The sequence below is a fragment of the Mycoplana azooxidifex genome, assembly GCF_014196765.1.
GTDB lineage: Bacteria > Pseudomonadota > Alphaproteobacteria > Rhizobiales > Rhizobiaceae > Mycoplana > Mycoplana azooxidifex.
The window spans coordinates 388,402-406,387 of the sequence record NZ_JACIEE010000001.1 but is presented as its reverse complement, the minus strand read 5'-3'; the positions used below and the strand labels follow the sequence as shown (position 1 = coordinate 406,387).

The 17,986-nt window shown below is 65.9% G+C and carries 18 protein-coding genes; 8 read left to right on the top strand and 10 right to left on the bottom strand.

Annotated features, from left to right (window positions below; translation table 11 throughout):
- Positions 1-3 precede the first annotated feature (3 nt).
- The gene (locus tag GGQ64_RS01930) at positions 4-3,198 is read left to right on the top strand and encodes an efflux RND transporter permease subunit (protein ID WP_183798291.1); all 3,195 of its coding nucleotides are present in this window, start codon (positions 4-6) and stop codon (positions 3,196-3,198) included.
- 93 nt (positions 3,199-3,291) lie between these two features.
- Here the strand turns inward: GGQ64_RS01930 and GGQ64_RS01925 are convergent, their stop codons facing one another.
- Entirely contained in the window at positions 3,292-4,695 is a 1,404-nt protein-coding gene (locus GGQ64_RS01925) for a S8 family serine peptidase (protein WP_343059384.1), read from the bottom strand.
- 108 nt (positions 4,696-4,803) lie between these two features.
- Between GGQ64_RS01925 and GGQ64_RS01920 the strand changes: the two genes are divergently transcribed.
- From GGQ64_RS01920 to GGQ64_RS01910, 3 genes are read left to right on the top strand one after another with little or no spacing between them, the layout of a single operon-like run.
- Complete coding sequence (locus tag GGQ64_RS01920) at positions 4,804-5,346, top strand: RNA polymerase sigma factor (protein ID WP_183799103.1); 543 nt, start codon at positions 4,804-4,806, stop codon at positions 5,344-5,346.
- On the top strand, positions 5,343-6,140 hold the full coding sequence (locus tag GGQ64_RS01915) for an anti-sigma factor (RefSeq protein ID WP_183798289.1): 798 nt from the start codon (positions 5,343-5,345) through the stop codon (positions 6,138-6,140). The genes GGQ64_RS01920 and GGQ64_RS01915 overlap by 4 nt, the downstream gene beginning before the upstream one ends.
- A gap of 48 nt (positions 6,141-6,188) precedes the next feature.
- Entirely contained in the window at positions 6,189-6,905 is a 717-nt protein-coding gene (locus GGQ64_RS01910; RefSeq protein ID WP_183798287.1) for a DUF6065 family protein, read from the top strand.
- Between the two features lie 289 nt (positions 6,906-7,194).
- On the opposite strand, the gene GGQ64_RS01905 is transcribed toward GGQ64_RS01910, so the two are convergent.
- The 3 genes from GGQ64_RS01905 to alr form a co-directional block, all read right to left on the bottom strand.
- Positions 7,195-7,524 (bottom strand): hypothetical protein, encoded by a 330-nt coding sequence (locus GGQ64_RS01905; RefSeq protein ID WP_183798285.1) that lies wholly within the window; start codon positions 7,522-7,524, stop codon positions 7,195-7,197.
- Between the two features lie 237 nt (positions 7,525-7,761).
- Complete coding sequence (locus tag GGQ64_RS01900) at positions 7,762-9,012, bottom strand: D-amino acid dehydrogenase (RefSeq protein ID WP_183798283.1); 1,251 nt, start codon at positions 9,010-9,012, stop codon at positions 7,762-7,764.
- A gap of 39 nt (positions 9,013-9,051) precedes the next feature.
- Positions 9,052-10,167, bottom strand: coding sequence for an alanine racemase (gene alr, locus GGQ64_RS01895; RefSeq protein WP_183798281.1), 1,116 nt, complete (start codon positions 10,165-10,167; stop codon positions 9,052-9,054).
- Positions 10,168-10,291: 124 nt separating this feature from the next.
- Here alr and GGQ64_RS01890 point away from each other — a divergent pair, with 124 nt between their 5' ends.
- Positions 10,292-10,753, top strand: a complete 462-nt coding sequence (locus GGQ64_RS01890) for an Lrp/AsnC family transcriptional regulator (RefSeq protein ID WP_183798279.1) — start codon at positions 10,292-10,294, stop codon at positions 10,751-10,753.
- A gap of 39 nt (positions 10,754-10,792) precedes the next feature.
- Here GGQ64_RS01890 and GGQ64_RS01885 read toward each other — a convergent pair whose 3' ends face one another.
- Positions 10,793-12,592 (bottom strand): ABC transporter ATP-binding protein/permease, encoded by a 1,800-nt coding sequence (locus GGQ64_RS01885; RefSeq protein WP_183798277.1) that lies wholly within the window; start codon positions 12,590-12,592, stop codon positions 10,793-10,795.
- A 361-nt stretch (positions 12,593-12,953) separates the two neighbouring features.
- Between GGQ64_RS01885 and GGQ64_RS01880 the strand changes: the two genes are divergently transcribed.
- The 3 genes from GGQ64_RS01880 to GGQ64_RS01870 all read left to right on the top strand — a co-directional run bounded on the left by GGQ64_RS01880 (position 12,954) and on the right by GGQ64_RS01870 (position 15,637).
- Positions 12,954-13,805, top strand: coding sequence for a MetQ/NlpA family ABC transporter substrate-binding protein (locus tag GGQ64_RS01880; RefSeq protein ID WP_183798275.1), 852 nt, complete (start codon positions 12,954-12,956; stop codon positions 13,803-13,805).
- Between the two features lie 88 nt (positions 13,806-13,893).
- Entirely contained in the window at positions 13,894-15,000 is a 1,107-nt protein-coding gene (locus GGQ64_RS01875) for a methionine ABC transporter ATP-binding protein (protein ID WP_183798273.1), read from the top strand.
- On the top strand, positions 14,981-15,637 hold the full coding sequence (locus tag GGQ64_RS01870; protein ID WP_183798271.1) for a methionine ABC transporter permease: 657 nt from the start codon (positions 14,981-14,983) through the stop codon (positions 15,635-15,637). The genes GGQ64_RS01875 and GGQ64_RS01870 overlap by 20 nt, the downstream gene beginning before the upstream one ends.
- Before the next feature lie 36 nt (positions 15,638-15,673).
- On the opposite strand, the gene ccoS is transcribed toward GGQ64_RS01870, so the two are convergent.
- From ccoS to GGQ64_RS01845, 5 genes are read right to left on the bottom strand one after another with little or no spacing between them, the layout of a single operon-like run.
- Positions 15,674-15,856 (bottom strand): cbb3-type cytochrome oxidase assembly protein CcoS, encoded by a 183-nt coding sequence (ccoS, locus tag GGQ64_RS01865; protein WP_183798269.1) that lies wholly within the window; start codon positions 15,854-15,856, stop codon positions 15,674-15,676.
- Positions 15,857-15,902: 46 nt separating this feature from the next.
- A complete protein-coding gene (locus GGQ64_RS01860; protein WP_183798267.1) occupies positions 15,903-16,691 on the bottom strand; it encodes a DUF2189 domain-containing protein in 789 nt (262 codons plus the stop codon).
- 43 nt (positions 16,692-16,734) lie between these two features.
- Entirely contained in the window at positions 16,735-16,923 is a 189-nt protein-coding gene (locus tag GGQ64_RS01855; RefSeq protein WP_183798265.1) for a hypothetical protein, read from the bottom strand.
- Positions 16,920-17,822, bottom strand: a complete 903-nt coding sequence (gene ccoP / locus GGQ64_RS01850) for a cytochrome-c oxidase, cbb3-type subunit III (protein WP_183798263.1) — start codon at positions 17,820-17,822, stop codon at positions 16,920-16,922. The genes GGQ64_RS01855 and ccoP overlap by 4 nt, the downstream gene beginning before the upstream one ends.
- Positions 17,813-17,986, bottom strand: a complete 174-nt coding sequence (locus GGQ64_RS01845; RefSeq protein ID WP_183798261.1) for a cbb3-type cytochrome c oxidase subunit 3 — start codon at positions 17,984-17,986, stop codon at positions 17,813-17,815. Before GGQ64_RS01845 ends, ccoP begins: the two co-directional genes overlap by 10 nt.

Genomic DNA, 17,986 nt, shown 5'->3' with positions numbered 1-17,986 from the left:
GCGATGATTTCGGAAATCTTCATCGATCGCCCGCGCTTCGCCGCGGTCATCTCCATCGTCCTGACGCTCGCCGGCCTGATCGCGCTGACGCAGCTGCCGGTCGCGCAGTTCCCCGACATCGTCCCGCCGCAGGTCAGCGTCACGGCGAGCTATTCGGGCGCCGGTGCCGACGTCGTCGAGGCGACAGTGGCCCAGCCGATCGAGAGCAAGGTCGTCGGCGTCGACAACATGATCTACATGAAGTCCACCAGCGGCGCGGACGGCTCCTACAATCTCACCGTCACCTTCGCGGTCGGCACCGATCCCGACATCGCCACCGTCAACGTGCAGAACCGGGTGTCGCTCGCACAAGCCGGCCTGCCTTCGGAAGTGCAGCAGTCCGGCGTCAGCGTGCGCAAGAAATCCTCCGCGCTGATGCAGGTGATCACGATCTACGGCGAGGAGGGGAAGGATTTCGACAACCTCTTCCTGTCGAACTATGCGACCATCAACGTGCTCGACACGATCAAGCGCGTTCCCGGCGTCGGCGACGCGTCGCTGTTCGGCGCCGAGGACTATTCGATGCGGATCGTCCTCAACGTCGACCGCCTGACGAGCCTCAGGCTGACGCCGACGGACGTCATCGCAGCGCTCAGGGCGCAGAACGTCCAGGCCGCGATCGGCCGCATCGGCGCCCAGCCGATGACCGACGACCCGCTGTTCCAGCTGAACCTGCAGACCCAGGGGCGCCTGACCGATCCGTCGCAGTTCATGAACATCGTGCTGCGCGCCGAGGCCGACGGCTCGTTCGTGCGGGTGCGCGACGTGGCCGACGTGCAACTCGGTGCCGCGAGCTCCGATTCGACGGCGCGCTTCAACGGCCGGCCGGTGGCGATGATCGGCACCTACCAGGCGCCCGGCGCCAATGCGCTGGCGGCCGCGCGCGGCGTCAACGAGGCGATGGAGCGGCTGTCGCGCAACTTCCCGGAAGGGCTGACCTACTCGGTTTCCTACGACACCGGCCAGTTCGTCGAGGCGAGCGTCGAAAATGTCGTGCACACGCTGATCGAGGCCTTCGTACTCGTGATCATCGTCGTGTTCCTGTTTCTCGGCAACTGGCGGGCGGCGCTGATCCCGCTGATCGCCGTTCCGGTCGCGCTGATCGGCACCTTCGCCATCATCCTGGCACTCGGCTTCTCGCTCAACACCGTCTCGCTGCTGGCGCTGGTGCTGGCGATCGGCATCGTCGTGGACGACGCGATCGTGGTGGTGGAGAACGTCGAGCGGGTGATGGAGGAAAACCCCGGCATGGGGGCGGCTGAGGCGGCCCGGCTCGCCATGGGCGAGATCACCGGCGCGATCGTCGCCATCACGCTGGTGCTGCTCTCGGTCTTCGTCCCCGTCGCCTTCATTCCCGGCCTCAGCGGCCAGTTGTTCCAGCAATTCGCCGTCGCCGTCTCGGTGTCGATGGTGCTGTCGGCGATCAACGCCCTGACATTGAGCCCGGCGCTCTGCGCCATCCTCCTCAAGCCGCAACACGGGCCGAAGCGCGGCATCCTCGGCTATATCTCGCGCGGCATCGACAAGGGGCGGGACGGCTATGCCTTCGTCGCCGGCCATATCGCCCGTCGGGTCATCATTGGTCTGGTGCTGCTGGCGGTCGCGGCCGCGTCTGCCGGCTGGCTGTTCCGGATCGTGCCGACCGGCTTCCTGCCGGCCGAGGACCAGGGCGCCTATTTCACCGAGATCCGGCTTCCGGAAGGGGCTTCCTTCAACCGCACGGATGCCGTGGTCAAACGGGTCCAGGGAATGCTGTCGGAGATCGACGGCGTCGCCAACGTCATCACCGTCACGGGCTACAGCTTCCTCGACGGGCTTTCCAAGTCCAATAGCGGCTTTGCCGTCGTCACCATGAAGCCGTTTGCCGAGCGGACAAGCGCTGAAGCCTCGGTCGATGCGGCGGTGAAGACGACGATGATGAAGGGGTCGGTGATCCGCGAGGCGCAGATCTTCGCCTTCAACCTGCCGCCGATCATGGGGCTCGGCACCGGATCCGGCTTCGAATACCAGCTTCTCGACCTGCAGGGGCGGCCGCCGGCCGAGCTTGCGGCAACTGCGGGCGGGCTGATCGTCGCCGCCAACCAGAACCCGCTGCTGGGGCCGACCTTCACCACCTATTCGGCGACCACGCCGCAGCTCTACCTCAACCTCGACCGCGACCGGCTGCAGGCGCTCGGCGTCTCTGTGAGCGACCTGTTCGCCACGCTGCAGGGAACGCTCGGCTCCTACTACATCAACGACTTCAACCTCTACGGCCGCAGTTGGCGGGTGACGATGCAGGCCGCCCAGGCCGATCGGCGCTCGGTCAACGACATCAACCGGCTGCACGTGCGCAATGCCTCAGGCGAGATGGTGCCGGTGGCCTCGGTCGCCAGCGTCGAATACATTGTCGGCCCGCAGTCGATCGTGCGCTACAACAACTACCGCTCGATCACGCTGAACGGCCAGCCGGCGCCCGGCGTCTCGTCCGGGCAGGCGATCGCCGCCATGGAGGCCGTTTCGGCGGCGACGCTGCCGGCAGGCTACAGCTTCGAGTGGACCGGCACGGCGCTGCAGGAGCTGGAAGCGGCCGGCAAGACGCCGGTGATCCTGGCGCTCGCCGTGCTCTTCGCCTATCTCTTCCTCGTCGCACTCTACGAGAGCTGGACGATCCCGGTGCCGGTGCTGCTGTCGGTCGTCGTCGGCGTCCTCGGCGCGCTGGTCTCGATCCTCGTGGCGGGCCTTTCCTTCGACATCTATGCGCAGATCGGCCTCGTCGTCCTCATCGCGCTCGCCTCGAAGAACGCGATCCTGATCGTCGAATTCGCGAAGTTCCGGCGGGAGAAGGGCGAGACCATCGTCGATGCGGCGATCGACGGCGCGCGCACCCGCTTCCGCGCGGTCATGATGACGAGCTTCGCCTTCATCGTCGGGCTGATCCCGCTGGTGACGGCAACGGGGGCGGGCATGCTCAGCCGCCGGGCCGTCGGTACCGGCGTTGCCGGCGGCATGCTCGCCGCCTCGCTGGTGGGCATCTTCCTGATCCCGGCCCTCTACGTCACCTTCCAGTGGCTGCGCGAGCGCGCCCACCGCCTCGCCGGCATCGGCGGGGCGCATGTTTCCGATGTTGAGGCGAAGGAAGATGCCGCCACTGCGGATCGCGAGCAGGCCGCGCAATAGAGCCGGCGTCTTCTTCGATCCAGGGGTCCAGGTGGAGGGGACCGTCCAGCAATCATCCTGCTGGTGGTCGGTCGTGATCCTGGCCCTATGGAGCTACTGGCTGCAGAGCGCCCTGACGTTCAGCAGCCCCCAGCCGTAGATGGCGTCCTTGCCCGGCGTGCCGATGTCCTCGGCCGACTTCGCAAGTTCTGCCTCGAGTTCAGGCAGTGTCAGGTCCGGTCTGGCGGCGAGCAGGACGGCGGTTGCGGCGGTCACGAACGGCGCTGCAAAGGAGGTCCCGCTCTTCTGGCGTACCCCGGAGACCGATGCCGCCGTCCAGACGCCGACCCCCGGTGCTGCGATGTCGATGTGCTCGCCGCGAACGGCGCGGCGGTAGGGCTTGCGCGCGCTGTCGACGGCGGTCACGGCAATGACGCCCGGATAGGCGGCCGGATAGGCCGGCTGGGCGTTCGGCCCCTTGTTTCCGGCGGCCGCCACCAGGATCGCGTCCTTTTCGATCGCTGCCTGCACCGCCTTTTCCAAAAGCAGGTTGGGCGGTCCCGACAGGCTGAGGTTTATGACCCTGATGTCGCGTCCGAGCAGAAGATCAAGCGCCCGGACGAGATCGAAGACATTGGCGATGTCGGCCGTCTTGCGGAACCGCTGGAAGGCATCCACGGCGACCAGTTCCGATGCCGGCAGGAGGCCCGGCACGCGGCTGCCCGCGCCGCCGACGAGAAGTGCTGCAACCGCCGTTCCATGCTGCTCGCCCGACTGCGGCCTCTCCGCGTCGTCGAGCCGCAGCACCTCCAGCCGGCCGTCCGCAAAGGCGGAGTGGCTTGCGTTGATGGCCGTATCGACGAGCCCTATGCGCGGCAACGCCGCGCAGGTGCCGGTGCTTTCCTCCCCGGCTGCCGGCCAGCCGATCATGTCGCGCATCAGCCTGCAGTCGACGCACGGGGGGCTGACGAGCGACTGGGGCTGATAGTAGTGGTTGAAATCCACCGACGCCGACGTGCTCCTGGCGGCGACTGCCTGACGGGCGGCATCGAGCGTCATGCCCCGCGGCACGATGAGCCGGACCATCTCGTCGCCGGTCAGGGCGATCCCGGTGCGGCTGTCGACGACATAGCCGTCCTGCTCCAGGCTGGTAATCGACGCCTCATCCAATCCGATGGCCACGATCTCGTTGGGTGCCCGGGACGGAATTTCCACCTGACGGCGGACCGGGGCGCGACGCGCCGGTTCGCGTTTCGCGCGCTGCCAGGGCCAGCGGAACGACGGGTTCGCACGCCGGATCAGGTCACGATCGCCGTCACCACCGCCGCGGCGCCCATAGCTGCCGGATCCCCGGCTGCCGCCGTCGTCGTCTCCGCCATCATCGTCGTCATCGGCCATCGCAACGGATGTTCCGGCGACGAAACCGGCCTCCTGAAGGGGCGGCGTTGCAACCACCCCGGCAAGGCCAAGACAGAGCACCAGCGAAAGCCTGGTGTGGCGCGTGAAGAGCTGCAGCACGTTCGATCTCCAATGCAGAAGGTCGTGAAAGGGACCCGCTTGCCGGGCGTCTATCCTTTCCAGACGTTTGACTCGACATGTTATTCCCCACCATGCCAAAGGTTTCGCATGATTGACGACACGCGTACAGTGCCGCAAAGGCTGGTCGCCTTCCTGCCCAATCTCAGGCGGTTTGCGATCTCGCTTTGCCGTTCGCCCGAGCTTGCGGACGATCTGGTCCAGGCAGCCTGCGAACGCGCGATCCGTTCGGCTGACAGCTTTGCCCCTGAGAGCCGCTTTGATGCCTGGATGTTCCGGATTTTGCGCAATCTGTGGATCGACCACCTCAGGCGGGCGAAGACGGCAGGTCCGCACCAGGACCTGGACGAGGCGGGTGACATTCCCGGACCGGACGGGCAAATCGTATCCCATGCGCGCCTGGATCTTCTCGAGGTGACGGCTGCCCTGATGAAGCTGCCGGAAGAGCAGCGGGAAGTGCTGGTGCTGGTGTGCGTGGAGGACCTCAGCTACCGCGAGACGGCCGACGTGCTCTCGATCCCGATCGGCACCGTCATGAGCCGGCTTGCCCGGGCACGGAAGAATCTTGTCAGGCTGACAGGAATAAATGCCGGCGGTGAACGTTCGCCCGGTACGAAAGGCGGCCTGGCATGACGAGAACGGACTTCGACGACGAGACCTTGATGGCGTTCGCCGATGGCGAACTGGACGAGGCGACGAGCATAGAATTGGAAACGGCGCTTGCGTCGGATGACGCCTTGGCAGCCCGCCTGGCGGTCTTCCTCGATACCCGCCGCACGGTCGCCGATGCGCTGAAACCGTTGATCGACGACGAGGCTCCCCCTCGTCTGGCGGAAGCCGTGGCGCGCATGGTCGAGCGTGCGGAGGGCGAAACCGGCCCGGACGCACAGACCGGTGCGCCGGACAATGTGGTTGCCCTGCATCCGCAACGGAGGCGACCGGAACCGCAGAGATGGTTCATGCAGGTCGCCGCGGGCCTTGTCGCTGTCGTTGCCGGCGTGGCCGGGTTCGCCATCGGGCGCAGCACGGACAACGGCGCCCCGGATGCGAACCTGAACCTCGCCGCCGCACTCGACAGCCAGGCATCCGGCAGGGACGTGCCGCTCGGCACTGGCACCGTGCTGCATGTGGTGTCGACGTTTCGCGACGATCACGGTGAGCTCTGCCGCGAATACCAGTTGAACGACCGTGAGAACAGCACGCTGACGATCGCCTGCCGGCGCGGCGGTGAATGGCTGCCACGGCTTGCGCTGACATCGCTGCAGCCGGCCGACGGTTATGTGCCGGCGTCGTCGCAGGAGACGATCGATGCCTATCTCGCGTCGATCCACGCCGGCGCGCCTCTGTCTGCCGACGAAGAACGTGCGGCTCTTTCCGGCGACGCTGAAAATACGACCGGAGAAAATATCGGCGGGCAGGGGGAATAGGCGGGTCGCGACCACGTTCTTCTCGGTGAAGCCAAGAGGAGAACAGCGATGGCACTCACCCTCCTGCGGAAGACGCAGCCCAAACTGACCTTTCTCTGCCGCAAGGAAGATGAAGGGGTGATCCCGCCGCCGGTGCGCGCTAAGACGGCGTTGCCGGACTGGTTCCGCAAGCTGCCTGCCGTCACGGAACAGCAGGTGTCGCCCAGCAACAGCGGGCTGACCGTGAAGCGCTGCATGCCGTTTCTCGATGCCATGGCCGCCGGTTGGGTGATCGGCCTGGCCGGCACCGTCCGCATGGAGATTTCGGACGGCGGCAGGCAGGTGGATTGCGGCTGGGATTTCGACCGGACGCTGGTCAGCAATCATGCATCCCATCAGGTTGCCGGCAATCCGCGTGAGCCGTTGCCGCCGTGCAAGTTCCACAATTTCTGGACGATCCGCACGCCACCCGGCTGGAGCTGCCTGTTCGTGCCGCCGCTCAATCGCCCCAACGGGACCTTCGAGATCGTCGCCGGTATCGTCGACACGGACACCTATCAGTCGGAAATCCATTTCCCCTTCTTCGCCACCGGCGAGGACGGCCTGCATGTGCTGGAAAGGGGCACACCCATCGTCCAGATCATCCCTTTCCGGCGGGAGACCACCGATCTGGCCGGAGAAATCCGCGCCGAGAACGAGGAGGAAGGCGCGGTGCGACAGAACATCTTCCGAAAGACACTCGCCTCGGACGGCTGGTACCGCAGGTTTGCCCGCGCCCAGCGCTGATCAGGACGCCCCGTCCTGCGCTTTCTGTCGCCGCTGCCACGCGCAACGGCGACAGACCCGTTTGCCTTAAATAATCAGCATAAGAAATTGAAATTATTGTTTATTTTTTGGAATAGTTTCCGATGGTGCGCGTTTCTCCATGGCAGCCGGAAGGGCTGCTGGACATTATGGAGAAAACCATGAAGAAGCTGATAGCAATCCTGAGCGCATTTCTGGTGGTCGGCACCGTCGCGCCCGCACCCGCCGTTGCCGATGACCCGGTCGCCCGCTTCCTCGAGAAGATCACCCGTCACAACAAGACTTCGTACGCGAGAGGCGACCGCGACGACGACCGCAAGAGTGGCTGGAATTCGAGACGCGATTCCAACAGTTCGTCGAACTCATCGCGCAACTCGAACTCCAACTCGAACTCCAATTCGAACTCGAACTCCAGCTCCAATTCGAGCTCGAACTCCAATTCCAATTCGAACTCCAATTCCAGTTCCAACAAGAGCTCGAACTCGTCGAGCAATTCCAGCTCCAATCGCTCGTCCAACTCCTCCAGCAACTCGAACTCGAACGGTTCGTCGAACTCTTCCAGCAACTCGAGTTCAAACGGTTCATCGAATTCGTCGAGCAACTCGAGCTCGAACTCTTCTTCGAATTCGTCGAGCGACGATTGACGGTTGGTCGATCTCCATGGCCGCCCGAGAGGGTCGCCTTACCGCCTCCCACGCTGCCAGGCGTGGGGGCGGATCCGCTGTCTTCGGCGGGCCGCGGCGAGAGAACCGGGGCCTGGCAATGGCGATATCGTCCCGGTCACGACCGCCACGGTGCCGGCGCGCCGTTAGGGTCGGCCGGAGTCGCCGCTTGCTTCTCAGTATCGTGCGAGCCCGAGGTCGGCCGTTTCGATCTCCGGCTCGCGGCCGCTGATGAGGTCGGCGAGCACGCGGCCGGAGCCGCAGGCCATGGTCCAGCCGAGGGTGCCGTGGCCGGAATTGACGTACAGGTTCGAAAAGCGGGTGGCGCCGATGATCGGGGTGCCGTCCGGCGTCATCGGTCGCAGGCCGGACCAGAAGGTGGCCTTCGACTGGTCGCCGGCGCCGCCGAAGAGATCCTCGACGGAGTGCGAAAGGGTAGCGCGTCGGGCCTGCGGCAGGTCGTCGTTGAAGCCGGCGATCTCGGCCATGCCGCCGACGCGGATACGGTCGCCGAGCCTCGTGATGGCGATCTTGTAGGTCTCGTCCATGATGGTGGAGATGGGCGCGCGGCTCTCGTCGACGATCGGCACGGTGATCGAGTAGCCCTTGACCGGATAGATCGGCGCCGTCAGCCCGAGCGGCTTCAGCATGGCCGGCGTGTAGCTGCCGAGGGCCGCGACGAAGAGGTCGGACTGGACGAAGCCGTCGGCGGTCATGACGCCGGCGATCCGGTCGCCCATGAGCTTCAGGCCGCGGATGTCGACGCCGTAGCGGAAGGTCACGCCGAGCGCTTCGGCGTGGTCCTGCAGGCTGTTGGTGAACTTGAAGCAGTCGCCGGTCTCGTCGTTGGGAAGCCGCAGGCCGCCGACGATCCTGTCCTTCACCCTGGCAAGCCCCGGCTCGGCCTTGATGCAACCGGCGGGATCCAGCACCTCGTAGGGCACGCCGTCGGCGCGCAGCACTTCGACGTCCTTGCCGATGCCGTCGAGCTGCTTCTGCGTGCGGAACAGCTGAAGCGTGCCCTGGGTGCGGTGGTCGTAGGCGATGCCGGTCTCTTCGCGCAGCGCGATCAGGCAGTCGCGGCTGTATTCGGCAAGCCGCACCATCCGCCCCTTGTTGGTCGCGTAGCGCGCGCTCGTGCAGTTGGAAAGCATCGCCATCATCCAGCGCCAGGTGGCGGCATCCGCCATCGGTCGGATGATCAGCGGCGCGTGCTTCATGAACAGCCACTTGATTGCCTTCTGCGGGATGCCGGGTGCTGCCCAGGGTGAGGCGTAGCCCGGCGAGATCTCGCCGGCATTGGCAAAGCTTGTCTCCAGCGCCGGCCCGGGCTGGCGGTCGAGCACGGTCACCTCGTGGCCGGCTTTTGCGAGATAGTAGGCGGACGTCACGCCGATGACGCCGGCGCCGAGAATGGTGATCTTCATGTTTGCCCCATGGATGCAAATGCGTGTGCGGATGCGGGTTCAGCGATAGTCGCGGTGATAGCGATCGCCGAGGGAAGTCAGAATTTCGTAGGAAATGGTGCCGGCGTCGGCGGCGATCGCCTCCAGCGTCTGGTGTGGGCCGATCAGTTCCACGAGGCTGCCGAGCTTCAGCGTGCCCGCGGGCAGGGCGCCGATGTCGAGGGTGATGCTGTCCATCGACACGCGCCCGACGATCGGCAGGCGGACGCCGTCGAAAAAGGCCGCTCCCCTGTGGCCAAGGCTGCGCGGCAGGCCGTCGGCATAGCCGGCGGCGATCGTCGCAAGCCGGGTCTCGGCCGTCGTCACATGTGCGCCGCCGTAGCCGATGCGCGCGCCGGCGGGTACGGTGCGGGTTTGGATCACGCGCACGTCGAGCCGGACCACCGGCTTCATCGGGTTGTCGATCGCATCCGTCGGCATGCCGCCATAGAGGGCGATGCCGGAGCGCGCCAGATCACCGTGAAAACCGGCCCCAAGGAAGACGCCGCCGGAATTGGCAAAGCAGACCGGAAGGCTGGGGAAGAGGGCTGAGGCCTGCTTCATGGCGGCAAGCTGGTCGCTGTTCTGGACGTCTTCGGATGCGTCGCCGCTGGCGAGGTGGCTCATGAGGAACAGAAGCTCCAGGCGGTCGCGCAGGGTGCCGTCGGCGGCAAGGGCCGATGCCTCTTCCGGCGGCAGGCCGAGCCGCGACATGCCGGTATCGACCTGCAGGACGGCGGGAAGGCGCCGGCCACGCATCGCGGCCGTCTGCGTCCAGTTCCGTGCCTGCTCGAGGGAATTGAGGACCGGGACGATGCCCGCATCGGCACAGCCGTCCTCGGCGCCGGGCTGCAGGCCATTGAGGACGAAGATGCGGGCGCCGTCGACGAATTGCCTGAGGCGGTGTGCCTCGCCGACATGGGCAACGAAGAAGTCGCGGCAGCCGGCATCGCGCAGCACAGGCGCGACGCGGGCGACATCGAGGCCGTAGGCGTTCGCCTTGACGACCGCTGCGACAGGCACGGGAGCGGTGCGCGCGCACAGGTATCGATAGTTCTGCCGCAGGGCATCAAGGTCAATGGACAGGTAGCCCGGAGCGCCGTCTCGGCTGAGAATTTCTATGGAATGTGTGTTCACGGCCCGACTCCAGCTTCCTCCTGAGGCTATTGAAACGATCGGGCACTTTTCTTCGAATTATTGCTCTGATATTCCAATTGTGGTCGATTTATCGAATTTTATCCGAACGATTGAGAGAAACTGCATGAAGGGCCTGGACGCGATCGACCGCAACATCATCCGGCTATTGCGGCTGGACGCGCGCATCACCAATGCGAAGCTGGCGCAGGAGGTCGGCCTGTCGCCCTCGGCCTGCCTGCGGCGCATCGGCCTTCTGGAACAATCGGGCGTGATCCGCGGCTATACGGCGCTGATCAGCAGTGCGGAGGGCGAAAGCCCGATCGCGGTGATCATCAACATCTCGCTGGAGCGGCAGACCGAGGAATACCTGAACCGCTTCGAGAACGCGGTGCGCCGGCACCCGGAGATCCAGGAGTGCTACCTGATGACCGGCGGATCGGACTACCTGCTGCGGGTCGAGGTGGAAAGTGCGGGCGAATTCGAGAGGATCCACAAGGAGATCCTGGCGAAGCTGCCGGGCGTCCTGCGCATCCATTCGAGCTTTTCCATCCGCAACATCCTGTCGACGCGGCTGCCGCCCCGCTGACGAGGCGGCCGCGGGCATTCAGAGGCGTACAGAGGCGGTTCAGGCAGGGGTGCCCTCCAGGCTCTTGTCGGGCCGTGTCGAGAGGCGCTCGGAGGGCCTCGGTTCCTTGATCAGCTGCAGTCTGCGGGAGAACAGGTTTCTTTCTGGCACCGGGCGGCCGATGCTGACCACGGTCGCGTCCTCCAGATCATCCTGGAGAATGGCGAGCACGCGGCGCAGGCATTGCGGTTCCATCGCCTCCAGCACCTCGTCCATCACGATCCAGCGCGGCTTGTGCAGCAGGATGCGGGCAAAGGCGAGCAGGCGTTCGTCGTCGTCGCTCAGTTCCCTTTCCCAGCGGGCCTCGGTGTCGAGCATCGGCACCATGCGCTGCAGCCCGACCCTGGAAAGCGCGCCGGCCAGGTCCGCTTCGCTGAAGGTGTTGCCGTGCGGATAGGACAGGATTTCCCTCAGCTTGCCGGGCGGCATGTAGGGGGTGCGCGGCAGGAAGGTGATCGCCTCGTCCTTCGGCAGGCCGACCCGCCCGCTGCCGAGCGGCCACAGCCCCGCCAGCGCACGGAACAGGAGCGTCTTGCCGATGCCTGGATCGGCGGTGATCACGACCCTTTCGCCGGCCTTGATCTCGACGTGCGGCTCTTCCAGCCGCGTGCGGCCGCTGGGCGAGACGACGTCGAGCCGGTCGATGGTCATGCGGTTGACGTCGTTGAGGACGAACTCGATGTGCCCCTCGGCCTCGTTGAGCGCGTCGGTCTCCAGAAGGGCGCTGCGGAAGGCGGTGACGCGGTGCAGCGTCGCGCGCCAGTCGGTGATCGCGCCGATATTGGCGACGAACCAGCGCAGCGACGTGTGAACCTGGTTGAAGGCGCCCACCGCCATCATCAGCCCGCCAAAGCTGATATGCCCGGAGAAATAGACGGGTGCGGCGACGAGGATCGGTGCCACGACCGTGACCCAGCCATAGCTGTCGACCACCCAGGAGAGGTTGATCTGCGCCCGGAAGATGTTGCGCATCGCCAGGAGCACGGAGCCGAGGTCGTTTTCCAGCTTCTGTCGTTCGCCGGTCTCGCCGCCGGCGAGCGAGATGGAATCGATGTGCTCGTTCACCCGCATCATGGTGAAGCGCAGGGCCGCCTCGCGATTGTAGCGTTCGCTGTTGAGCGCGATCAGCGGGCGGCCGACGCGCCAGCTGAGCCAGGAGGCGGAGCCGGCATAGATGATGGCCGCCCATACCATGTAGCCGGGAATGTCGACGATCCGGCCGCCGATGTTGAACGCAAATCCCTCCGAAAGCGACCAAAGGACGCCGACGAAGGAGACGAGAAGGATCGACGACTGCAGCAGCCCGAAGGCGAGGTCGGTCGTCAGGTCGGCGAGGTGCCCGGCGTCCTCCTGCATGCGCTGGTCGGGATTGACCCCTATCGCCCCGGCGTTGGCCAGCCGGAAGGCGCGGCGCGGCAGCATCCATTCGCAGATCAGGTCGCGGGTGAGCCCCTCGCGCACTTTCAGCCGGAACCGCTGGTTCAGCCACTGCTGGGATATGTTGAGGAGCACCATGACGCCGGCAATGCCGGCGAAGATCTGCAGCTGGTGGAAGAAGGCGCCGACGTTGCGCCGTTCGATCGCATCGTAGAACGGCTGGTTCCACTGGTTGAGGACGACCTGGCCGAGTGCGGTGAAGACGACTACGAAGAAGCTGCCGGCGGAAATGGCGAGCAATGTCCTGAAGACGGGCGAAGCCTGAAAGATGCGCCTGACCGTCGTCAGCTGCTTCCATAGGCTCTCTTCCGCCACCTCTGCCGGCGGGGCGGAGCTGCCGTTCTGAGCGGTGATACTGGCCATCATGCATTCCTTCCCTGCAGGGGCGCTCCGCCCAGACTCGCCTGCGAAGAAGGGGCGGTTGCGACACTGGAACACCGTCGACGGCAAACGGCAAGGCCGACGGGACGCATAGTTGTGACTTGTGGAATTGCGGCGGCGGCTAGTCGCACACGGCCCTTTCGAGCGGATCGCATCCATGAAATCGACCGGAACGGTGGAAAATTCCCTTGAAAGCGCTTGCGGACGAAAGGTATTTCCGCACGTCATCTGCCTAAGAAATGGCCGACCGTTGCCTTATGTGTGGGCATTTGCGATCTAACGGAGGCGAAACAAGCGGGTGATCCTCCCAAGGGCCCGCTCCAGCAGCGAAAGCAGGAAGTTCATGACCAACGCTCTTTACCACGCCCTCGACCGTCTTCACGTCAGCCGCCGCGCCGGGCTGTCGGCGATCCTCGCTGCGACAGCGGCAGTCTTCCTCTCGTCGGCGATGCCGGCGCCGGCATCGGCCGAGGACAAGACGACGGTCAAGGTCGGCATCATGAGCGGCGAGGACGAGGATGTGTGGCGTGTCGTGGCCGCCGAGGCCGAGAAGAAGGGGCTGACCGTCGAGGTCGTCACCTTCAACGACTATACCCAGCCGAACGAGGCGCTCGAGCGCGGCGAGATCGACGCCAACGCCTTCCAGCACGGTCCGTACCTCGAAAACCAGATCCAGGCGCACGGATACAAGATCGTCGTCGCCGGCTACACCGCTGTCTGGCCGATCGGCGTCTACTCCAAGAAGCTTGCCAGCATCGCCGATATCGGCGAGGGCGCGGTCATCGGCGTGCCGAACGACCCGTCCAACGAGGGCCGCGCGCTGCTCGTGCTGCAGGACCAGGGCGTGATCAAGCTCAGGGACGGTGCGGGCATCCTGGCGACGATCGCCGACATTGCCGAGAACCCGAAGAACGTCGAGATCAAGGAACTCGACGCGGGCATCGTCGGCCGCTCCACTGACGATCTCGACGCTGCCGTCGTCAACACCGACTGGGCGCTGAAGAGCGGGCTTACGGCGGAAAACCGCATCGCCCAGGAGAAGATCGCGGACAATCCCTACCGCAACTTCATCGCCGTGCGCGAGGCCGACCAGAACGCGCTGTGGGTGAAGACGCTCGTCTCCTCCTACCAGAACGACACGGTCAATGCGGAATTCGACCGCGTCTACAAGGGCACCGGCACGGCCGCTTATTGACCTGAACCGCCCTTGCGGTTGAACATTCGACGGCCTGCGGCTCGCCCGCGGGCCGTCGCGTCATTGCGGATGGCAGAAAGGAATATCCATGTCTTCCCAGACCCTGTCGGCCGGCCCGGCGGCAGAGACGGAAAACGGCCAGGAAGCCGTCGTCCGGCTGACCGACGTGCGTCGGCATTTCGGCGATACGCCGGCGATCGACGGCGTGTCGCTGACGGTGCGCAAAGGCGAGATCCTCGGCCTGATCGGTCGCAGCGGCGCCGGCAAGTCGACGCTGATCCGCTGCCTGAACGGACTGGAACGACCCGACAGCGGCTCGATTGAGATCGAGGGCCGCGAGATCACGGGCCTGAGCGAGCCGGAGCTGCAGCCGCTGCGCCGTCGCATCGGCATGATCTTCCAGCATTTCAACCTGCTGTCGGCCAAGACGGTGGAAGAGAACGTCGCCCTGCCGCTGAAGATCGAGGGCTGGAGCCGGGAGAAACGGCTGGCGCGGGCAGCCGAACTCCTCGAACTGGTGGGTCTCACTGGCAAGGCAAAGAGCTATCCGGCAGCGCTTTCCGGCGGCCAGAAGCAGCGTGTCGGCATTGCCCGCGCGCTTGCGGCCGGCCCGGCTTTGCTTTTGTCGGACGAGGCGACCTCGGCGCTCGACCCGGAGACGACGGCTTCCATCCTGGAACTGCTGAAGGATATCAACGCCAGGCTGGGGCTCACCATCCTGCTGATCACCCACGAGATGGAGGTGATCCGCACGATAGCCGACCGCGTCGCGGTGATCGACGCCGGCCTGATCGTGGAGGAGGGGCCGGTCTGGTCGGTCTTCGCCGATCCGCAGACGGCGACGACGCAGAACCTATTGGCCGGCGTCCGACCGGGGCTGCCGCAGACCGTGGCAGCCCGGCTTGTGCGCGGGCCGGGTGGCACAAAAGCCGGCGAAACGGGTGCCGGTGAGACGATCCTCGGCGTCGACCTCTCGGGGCCGGAGGCGGGCACGCTGCTGTCCGGGCTATCGGTCGAGCTTTCGGGTGGCTTCCGGCTGATCCATGGCGGCGTCGACGATATCCAGGGGCAGCCGGTCGCACGGTTCTTCATCGGCGTTCCGTCGGCGGACGGTGCGGCCGCGCAGGCCATCGCCTATCTCGAGCGCCGCGGCGCCAAAGTGGAGGTCTTCGGCCATGTCGCCGGTCATGCTTGAGCTGTTCTTCCGCTCGTTCTGGGAGACGGTCGTCATGACCGTGGCCTCGGGCGCGATCTCGCTGGTCGCCGGGTTGCCGCTGGGGCTGGCACTGGTGGCGACCGCGAAGGGCGGGATTGCCGAAAACCGGGCGGTCAACCTCGTCCTCGGTGCGATCGTCAACGGCTTCCGCTCCGTCCCGTTCATCATCCTGCTGGTGGCGCTGATCCCGGTGACGCGGTTCATCGTCGGCACGGCGATCGGCATGTGGGCGGCGATCGTGCCGCTGGCGATCGCGGCAACGCCCTACTACGCGCGGATCGCAGAGGTGTCCCTGCGCGAAGTCGACCGCGGCCTGATCGAGGCCGTGCGCGCCATGGGCGGTAATCGCTGGACGATCATCCGCGAGGTGCTGGTGCCGGAGGCGCTGCCGAGCCTCGTCGCCGGCTTCACCGTGACGCTGATCACGCTGATCGGCGCTTCCGCCATGGCGGGCGCGATCGGGGCAGGCGGCCTCGGCGACCTGGCGATCCGCTACGGTTACCAGCGCTTCGAGACCACCGTGATGGTGGCCGTCGTCGCCGTGCTGATCGTGCTCGTCTGCGTCATCCAGTGGGCCGGGGACCTGTTGGTGGAGCGGCTGGACCACAAGAGCTGAACGACGAGGGGCGGGGAGCGTGGGACGCTGCCTTGCTCAGTGCGTCCCGGATGCTTCCTTGCCCCTTGGAGGGGCGGGGACGTCCTCGTCGTAGAGGATGCGTTCGGAGGCGCCGTCCAGATCCTCGTACTGGTTGTTGCGCATCGACCAGAGGAACAGCCCGAGGCCGGCGGTGCCGAGCAGGAGCGATACCGGGATCAGGTAGTAGAAGGCGTTCATGTCCTTGCCTCTGGTGCGGGGGCGCCGGCTGTCCGTCGCACGCGTCTCAATCCCGGTCCTTGATCGCCTGGTAGGCGTGCCAGGTGGCGTGGCCGAGGAGCGGAAAGGTGACGATGAAGCCGAGCATGCCGGTCAGCAGGCTCGCCGCCGTCAGCACCAGCACGATGACGCCCCACGTCAGCATGACCGGGAGGTTGTTCCAGGCGAGCGAGATGCTGGTGCCCATCGCGGTGAAGGCGTCGACGTCCCTGTCGACGACCATGGGCACGCCGAAGACGCTGATGGCGAAGGCAAAGGCGGCGAAAAGGGCGCCGACGGCCGTTCCGAAGCCGAGCAGGGCCAGGCCTATCGGGCTGCCGAATAGCATGGGCACCACGTGATCGAGCCCCTGGAACGGCTGCCAACCGACAAACAGCGCGTAGAGGATCACCGCCGCCCGCATCCACAGCAGCATCAGCCCGCACAGGACGGCGCCGACGAAGAGCACGTGCTGGCCGGTGCCGGGCTTCGGCCGGACCATGACCGACAGCGAGACCGGCAGGCCTTCCTCGATGCGGCGGCTCTTTTCATAGAGGCCGGCGGCCAGCACCGGGCCGACGACGAAGAAGCCGGCGAGTGCCGGGAACAGCGCATAGTCGTAGCCGAAATAGTAGAGGCCGCCGACGATGATGATCGACACGGCCGCTACGCCCAGCCCGTAGATCAGGCTGGGCAGCGGCTGCGTCCACAGGTCCCGCCAGCCCTGCGCCAGCCAGGTGAAGGCCCGGGTGGCGGGCAGATGGCGGTTGCGGTCGATGGCCCTCGCCAGCGGAGGAACGGTTTGAGGCATCCTCATGTCAGCTTCCTCCTGCAAGGCCTTGATCGGGCGACATTCTTCATCAGCATGACGAGCGGGCGGCGCGGAAATTGCCGGCAGCGTGCGCTTCCGTCTTCAGGTGCGGCACGCACTCCGGCTGGGAGACGACTGCGACATAGACGAGGTGGGCATTGGCGATGAGAAGCAGCGCGACGGCGGCGCCGGCGAGCGCAAGTGCTACCGCGCGCGGCCGCAATGCCGGCGCGCTCATGTTCCGTCGCCACCAGCGGCATGCTGCTGCTCCCTCAGGTCGGCCACGTAGAGTGCGAGGATCTTGATGTCGAGCGGCGACAGCCGGAGCCCCCAGCTCGGCATGTGGCCCTGCCGGCCGCCATAGATCGACTGGTAGACCGCTTCGCGGCCCGAGCCGTAGATCCAGAAATGGTCGGTGAGATCCGGCGCGCCGACCTCCTTCAGTCCCTTGGCATCCTCGCCGTGGCAGGCGACGCAGTTCTGCGCGAACAGTTCGCGGCCGGCCTCGATCGCGGCCGCGTTCGCTTCCGTCTGTTCCTCCAGCCCGGACAGGGAACGGACATAGGTGACGAGCTGCAGGATCGCTGGCCGCTCCAGGACCTGGTCGCGGCCGAAGGCCATCATCTGCGAGATGCGGGTCTCGGGATCGGCGCCGTTGATACCGACGCGGATGGTCTCCGCAATGGTCGCCGGGTCGTCACCCCACAAGGTGGGGGCGGCGACGATGTTCGGATAGCCGCCGTTGCCGCCTCCGCCGACGCCATGGCAGGCGGCGCAGTTGTCGCCGAACAGCGTGTGCCCGGTCTCCCGGACGATCGGCATCAACTCGGCGTCGGTGAGGACGGCTGCGAAGTCTTCGCTCTCGATGCGCGCCGCCCATGCCGCGCGCTCGGCTGCGCCCTCGTCCAGCCGCTTCGCCACCGTCCGCTTCTGGTCGATCCCCAGCCAGCCGCTGAAATAGCCGGTCCCGTAAGGCCAGCTCGGCATCAGCAGCGACCAGATCACGCCGAAGAGCGTGAACGCGATCAGGAAGAACCAGACGGGCTTCGGAACGGGCGTGTGCAGTTCCTTGATGCCGTTCCACTCGTGGCCGGTCGTCATGTGGCCGGTGATCGGATCGCGTTCGCCTACAGCCATGGCCGGTCCTCTTCGTCCGATACGACCGATTCCGCCGCCCGGTCGAACTGCTTCTTGTTCGCCGGCCAGAAGGCATAGATCACCACGCCGATCGACATGGCGACGAGATAGAGAAGCCCAAAGGACTTCGAAAAACCGACGATGGTGTCATGGTCGAAGCTCAT